Source organism: Mycobacterium sp. NS-7484, from assembly GCF_001953975.1.
Classification (GTDB): Bacteria; Actinomycetota; Actinomycetes; order Mycobacteriales; family Mycobacteriaceae; genus Mycobacterium.
This window is the reverse complement of record NZ_MBEJ01000047.1, coordinates 1-5724: the sequence shown is the minus strand read 5'-3', so window position 1 is coordinate 5724 and position 5724 is coordinate 1. Positions and strand designations below refer to the sequence as shown.

9 protein-coding genes are annotated in these 5724 nt (G+C 66.0%); 4 read left to right on the top strand and 5 right to left on the bottom strand.

What is annotated here, in order from left to right; translation table 11 throughout:
• Positions 1-101 precede the first annotated feature (101 nt).
• Entirely contained in the window at positions 102-404 is a 303-nt protein-coding gene (locus A5733_RS09110; RefSeq protein WP_076239877.1) for a hypothetical protein, read from the top strand.
• Here A5733_RS09110 and A5733_RS09105 read toward each other — a convergent pair.
• Positions 401-841 carry an SRPBCC family protein gene (locus A5733_RS09105; RefSeq protein WP_076239876.1) on the bottom strand — a complete coding sequence of 147 codons (441 nt, stop codon included), beginning with the start codon at positions 839-841 and terminating at the stop codon, positions 401-403. The genes A5733_RS09110 and A5733_RS09105 overlap by 4 nt on opposite strands.
• Complete coding sequence (locus tag A5733_RS09100; RefSeq protein WP_076239878.1) at positions 810-1274, bottom strand: thioesterase family protein; 465 nt, start codon at positions 1272-1274, stop codon at positions 810-812. Before A5733_RS09100 ends, A5733_RS09105 begins: the two co-directional genes overlap by 32 nt.
• A 25-nt stretch (positions 1275-1299) precedes the next feature.
• On the opposite strand from A5733_RS09100, the gene A5733_RS09095 reads away from it, so the two are divergent.
• Positions 1300-2388: an alcohol dehydrogenase catalytic domain-containing protein gene (locus A5733_RS09095; protein ID WP_076239875.1), complete on the top strand. Its 1089-nt coding sequence runs from the start codon at positions 1300-1302 to the stop codon at positions 2386-2388.
• Positions 2389-2392: 4 nt separating this feature from the next.
• Here A5733_RS09095 and A5733_RS09090 read toward each other — a convergent pair whose 3' ends face one another.
• Together A5733_RS09090 and A5733_RS09085 are read right to left on the bottom strand one after the other, a co-directional pair.
• Positions 2393-3166: an SDR family oxidoreductase gene (locus tag A5733_RS09090; protein ID WP_076239874.1), complete on the bottom strand. Its 774-nt coding sequence runs from the start codon at positions 3164-3166 to the stop codon at positions 2393-2395.
• Between the two features lie 3 nt (positions 3167-3169).
• Positions 3170-3847, bottom strand: a complete 678-nt coding sequence (locus A5733_RS09085) for a TetR/AcrR family transcriptional regulator (RefSeq protein WP_067770045.1) — start codon at positions 3845-3847, stop codon at positions 3170-3172.
• A 126-nt stretch (positions 3848-3973) separates the two neighbouring features.
• On the opposite strand from A5733_RS09085, the gene A5733_RS27015 reads away from it, so the two are divergent.
• Positions 3974-4084, top strand: coding sequence for a hypothetical protein (locus A5733_RS27015; RefSeq protein WP_003883225.1), 111 nt, complete (start codon positions 3974-3976; stop codon positions 4082-4084).
• Here the strand turns inward: A5733_RS27015 and A5733_RS09080 are convergent, their stop codons facing one another.
• Positions 4085-4612 carry a CGNR zinc finger domain-containing protein gene (locus A5733_RS09080; protein WP_076239873.1) on the bottom strand — a complete coding sequence of 176 codons (528 nt, stop codon included), beginning with the start codon at positions 4610-4612 and terminating at the stop codon, positions 4085-4087. It lies immediately after the preceding gene.
• An 85-nt stretch (positions 4613-4697) separates the two neighbouring features.
• Between A5733_RS09080 and A5733_RS09075 the strand changes: the two genes are divergently transcribed.
• Complete coding sequence (locus A5733_RS09075; protein WP_076239872.1) at positions 4698-5567, top strand: alpha/beta fold hydrolase; 870 nt, start codon at positions 4698-4700, stop codon at positions 5565-5567.
• The last annotated feature ends 157 nt before the right edge of the window (positions 5568-5724 follow it).

Sequence of the window (5724 nt, the reverse complement as noted above, 5' to 3'; positions counted from 1 at the left end):
GGCGATTGTCGCTGAATTGTCGCTCTTAGCCGGGCACATCGGATAGGCGTTCGAAAGCCGCGGCCGCGGTAGCTGTCGGTGCCCCGTGACAACGTGACGCCATGACGGACAAACTCTTGTTGCGGGGCACCAATCTCCGCTATGTGCTGACCATGCAACTGCTCCAGTACGGCACGCAATCGGTCGCCGATCTAGTCGACGCGCTCGACGATCAAGGATTCACGACGGCGGGTCGGCCGTCGAAGGCCATCTCCGATGCGTTGCGCTGGGAAATGGCACACGACCGAGTGCTCCGCACCCGGCGCGGCCGGTATCGGTCCGTGGAGATGCCTCGGTCCACCGAGTGGCGCATCCGCAACCGCGTTCTGGAACTGCGGGCGGCAGCTGCCGACCGTGCCGCCTAGGCCGACAGCTGCTGCACCCTCTCGATGAGGGCGTTGGTCAGGTGCTCCAAGGTGTCACCGATGAGCTTCTTGACCATCATCGCCGGGATAGGCAGCTTGACCTCGACGTCCATATCGACCTGGAGCAAGGTGCTGTTGGGTCCCAAGGGGATGACCGAGAAGCGCTGCTCCTGCTTGGTGAAGTGGTCCCCCTGCTGCAGAACGGTGTAGATCTGGTTCTCGGCCGGGTAGTAGACGGCGTTGATGAAGACGCCCGACTGCCCTTGGATCTCGACGTCCAGACGCAGCTGGCTGGGCCGGCCATCGTCGTAGCGGGCCAGGATCCAGCAGCCTTTGATCTCGGGATTCCACTGCGGGTACGCCTCGAAATCCGCGACGATCGCCATGATCTGCTCGGCAGGGGCTTCAACCTCGACGGTCTTGCTCACGAGTGGCATCGGGCGAGCATATCGACTGCAGCAGCGCACGGATCACGTCGGGAATGGGAACGGGACGACGCGTGGTCCGGTCGACGTAGACGTGCACCCAATGCCCCACCGCCGCCACCGGTCCGTCGGGCTCGAACAGCCCCAGCCGGTAGGTCACGCTGCTGTTGCCCAACCGTGCCACGGCCAGACCGACCACCAATGGGTCGGGAAATTTGAGCTCGGCGTAATAGCGGCAACCCGACTCGGCGACCACCCCGAGCCATGGCGCGGCGACTGGATCGATGTCGCAACTGGTGTTGATCCAGGCGTTGATCGCGGTGTCGAACAGCTCGTAGTACACCGCGTTGTTGAGGTGACCGAACATGTCGTTGTCGGTCCATCGCGTCAGCACCGGCCAGTGCAGCGGAAAGTCCTCGCGGGTCAATTCGGCTCCGTCGGTCATCCCGGCAGTCTGACAGGCTGGTGACATGTTGATCCGCGGCGCCGTGCTCGAGCACATCGGACTTCCCCGCCCCTACGCCGAATCGCAACCGATTCAGGTGAGCGACCTGGAGCTCACCGAACCAGGTCCCGGCGAACTGCTGGTGCGCATCGAGGCCGCCGGACTGTGCCACTCTGACCTGTCGGTGGTGGACGGCAACCGGGTACGGCCGGTGCCCATGCTGCTGGGCCACGAAGCCGCCGGCATCGTGGAGGCCGGGGACACCGACCTGCCGGTCGGCCAACGGGTGGTGATGACGTTTCTGCCACGCTGCGGCGCGTGTCCGGCGTGCGCGACGGACGGCCTGACGCCCTGCGGCCCCGGGTCGGCCGCCAACGGCGCAGGCACCTTGATGAACGGCGACATCCGGCTCACCCGCGACGGCAAGCCGGTGTTCCATCACCTCGGCGTATCCGGCTTCGCCACCTACGCGGTCGTCGACCGTCGCTCGGTGGTGCCCGTGGCCGGTGACGTACCGCCGGTGGTGGCCTCGTTGTTGGGGTGTGCGGTGCTCACCGGCGGCGGTGCGGTCCTGAATGTGGGCGTGCCTCGGCCGGGGCAGACCGTGGCGGTGGTCGGACTGGGTGGGGTCGGGATGGCCGCGGCGCTGACCGCGCTGGCCCACGAGGGGGTCCGCGTGGTCGGCGTCGACCAACTCCCGGACAAACTCACCCGCGCCCGTGAGCTCGGGGTGCACGAGACCTACATCCCCGAACAGGCTGCCGGTCTCAAGGCCGATGTGGTGATCGAAGCAGCCGGACATCCCGCCGCGCTCGAGACCTCCATCGCTCTCACCGGTCCCGGCGGCCGCACCATCACCGTCGGCCTGCCCCGCCCGGACGCCCGAATCTCGGTGTCCCCGTTGGGCTTCGTGGCCGAGGGCCGGTCGTTGATCGGCAGCTACCTGGGCTCGGCCGTGCCATCGCGCGACATCCCGCGTTTCGTCGAACTCTGGCGGGCCGGGCGCCTACCGGTGGAATCCCTGGTGTCCGGCACGATCACGCTCGATCAGATCAACACCGGGATGGACGAGCTCGCCGACGGGCGCGCGGTGCGCCAGATCATCGAGTTCTAGAACTTCATCGGATCGTGCTCGCGCCGCCGTCGACGGGAATGACCGCACCGGTGATGTAGGCGCTGGCCCGGCTGGCCAAAAACACCGAGATGCCGGCGATGTCGTCGGGCTGGCCGATCCGGCCCAACGGAAGGTGCCCGCCGACCTCATCTGCGCCGGCTCGCAACAGCTCCTTGGTCATTCGGGACTCGAACAACCCGGGCGCGATCGCGTTGACGAGGATCTTCGGGGCCAGCTCACCGGCGAGATGCTTGGTCAGCATGTGCACGGCGGCCTTGCTGGCGCTGTAGGAGAAGTTGTCGCGTCCTTTCTCGGGCGCAACGATGCCGTCGATGCTGCCGGTATTGATCACCCGGGCCGGATCCTCTTCGGTGGCACCGGAATTCAACAGCGGGGTGAGCGCCCGGGTCAGCAGGAACACGCCCTTGACGTTGACGTTGTAGACCTTGTCGAACCCGGACTCCGGGAACTCGTCGTAGGGTGCGCCCCAGGCCGCGCCCGCGTTGTTGAACAGCGCGTGGATCTTGTCCTCGCGTCCGGTGACCGCTGCGGTGAGGGTGGCGACGCCGTCGGCGGTGCCGAGGTCGGCCGGTACCGCCGACACCCGGCCGAGCGAGGACAGCGCCTTCACCGCCGCGTCGAGCTCGGCCTCTTTGCGGCTCGACAGATACACCGAGGCCCCCGCCTGCAGCAGGCCTCGGGCCATCATCAGGCCGATGCCACGGCCGCCACCGGTGACGACGGCGACCTTGCCGTCCAGTCGGAACAGATCGGTCATCTTCTAAGCCTTCTCCCCGATCTCGACGCCGAGCGGGGATTCGTTGCGGACCGTCTCGTCGCGGATCAGCCCGCGCAGCAGGGCCGTGCTGAACTCGACGGCGATCTCCTCGGCGGTGCGTCGTCCGTGCGGACGCAGCCACCGGTAGGCGCCCAGCGTCATGCCGATGTAGCCGAGAGCCAGGACGTGGGAGTCGCAGTCGAAGAACTCACCACTGGCGATCCCGCGGTCGATCACGTCACGGACATGCTCGTAGACCTGGGTCTCCGCACGCCGGATGTAGGTCACCTGATCTTCGGTGAACCACTCGGCGATGTAGGGCCCCTCCTGGAAGTACACCGCGGCGCGCTCCAGATCGTTGGCGATGCCGACCAGCAGCCGCCGGGTGAAGTTGTAGATGGTCTCGCGCGCCGAGGCCGTGGGGTCGTCGTGCAGGGCTTCAACAGTGAAGTCCGCGGTGCTCTTGTAGATGTCGTACAGGATCAGCGACTTGCTGGAGTAATAGTGGTAGACGGTGGCCTTGTTCAGGCCGACCGCCTCGGCGACGTCGTCCATCCGGGTGCCGTGATAACCGCGCGCGGCGAACAGTTTGGCCGCCACGGTCAGCAGCTCGTCGCGGCGGGATGTCCCGTTGGCAGCCGTTCCTCCGCGCCCCCGGCCGCCCTCTGCATCGGATGACATAGCACACTCACTATCAGCATCGCCCGGACCTCGCCCGGGAAATCAATCAACTAGATGGTTGAAGAGTGTAGGCAATTCCGTTCTCGACCCTGTTCGCCCCTGGCGTCCTGCGTCTAGACTGCGGGGATGGATCCGAATCCTGACTACGACCTCAGCGACGAGAGTGACTTCTTCTTTCCGTGGCTGGCCTGGGGTCTGCGCGGCGTCTACCCGCCACCGGCATACCCGCCGGTGTGATCACGGCTGCTGGTCAGCCTCTGTAGTTTTCGCCCGCCGGTGATGCCGGCGCGCCTTCATTCGGTTTCCACAGATCGCCATCGAGCACCAGCGTGCGGTGTTCGGCTTGCTGCGATCGATCAGGAACAGCTGACATTCCGGGTTCGCGCACGCGCGTAGCCGCCCCGGGCTCGTGTTCTGCAACGCATCCCAGGCCAGCACGGCCCGCACGGCCCCGCGCCGGGCATCATCGATGTCCAGTTCCCAGTCCAGCCCGTCCGCTGTCGCATTCGCCCGCAGTGCCACTGCCTTGACGAACGGTTCGAGCACGGAAGCCGACTCGGCCCCACGCACCACGGCCTGAAGGACGTCCCGGGCCTCGATCAGGTGTGCCAGTTCGGCCTTGCGCATCCCGTGTTCACGCAGCCAGTCCTGCGCACCGGGGGCTTCCTTGAGCACGTCGTGCTGCACCCCGTCGCTCACCGGCGTGGTGTTGAGCAGATCGAGCAGCAGGGCCTCGTCGCACGAGCCGACCTCCACCAGCTTCATAACTAACCTCCAAAAACCTATTGACAGGTTACTCGTCGCGGCGTTGACTGTGCCTAACCGCTAAAACGAGTTATAGGAGTTAGCCATGATCGTGCACCATCGATACGCCACCGTCGACGGGAAACAGCTGTTCTACCGGGAGGCCGGAGCACCCGACGCGCCGGCGATCGTGCTCCTGCACGGCTTCCCCACGAGTTCGTACATGTTCCGGGACCTCATCCCCCGGCTCGCCGAGCACTATCACGTCATCGCTCCCGACCACCTGGGCTTCGGGCACTCCGATGCGCCTGCCGTCACCGAGTTCGACTACACCTTCGACGCACTCGCCGATCTCACCGACGGCCTGCTCGAGCAACTCGGGGTCGACCGTTACGCGATCTACGTCCAGGACTACGGCGCCCCGATCGGCTGGCGGTTGGCCCTGCGACACCCGGAGGCCATCACCGCGATCGTCACCCAGAACGGCAACGGTTACGACGAAGGCTTCGTCGACAGTTTCTGGACCACGGTGTGGGACTACCAGCGTGAGCAGACCCCCGAGACGGAGGCGGGCGTGCGGACCGCGTTGAGCCTGGACGGCATCGAATGGCAATACCTGACCGGGGTTTCGGACGAGAGCCTGGTCAACCCGGACACCTGGGTGCACGACGCGGCCATGGTCTCCCGCCCCGGCAATGATCTGGTGCAGCTCAAGCTGTTCCGCGACTACGCCACCAATGCACCGCTCTACCCTGCACTGCACGAATACCTGCGCACCAGTGCGGTTCCCGTACTGGCCGTGTGGGGTGAAGGGGATCCGATCTTCGGGCCCGACGGCGCGCGGGCCTTCGGCAAGGACGCCGTCGACGCCGAGATCCACCTGCTCGACGGCGGTCACTTCCTGCTGGAAACGCATGTCGACGAGGTCGCCGGCCTGATCGACGGATTCCTGCACCGCCGGTTACGCCGAAACTGACACCAGGGTCGTTACCCGTGAAGGTTTACGACCCTGGTGTCACTTTCGCTGAACGCCTTACGCGGCCGCGAGTTTGACCGCGTCACTCACATCCGTCCGCAGTTTGAGGTACTCCGGCGAACGTCGCAGTTCGTGCGCGTCGACGCCGGTTCGCGGC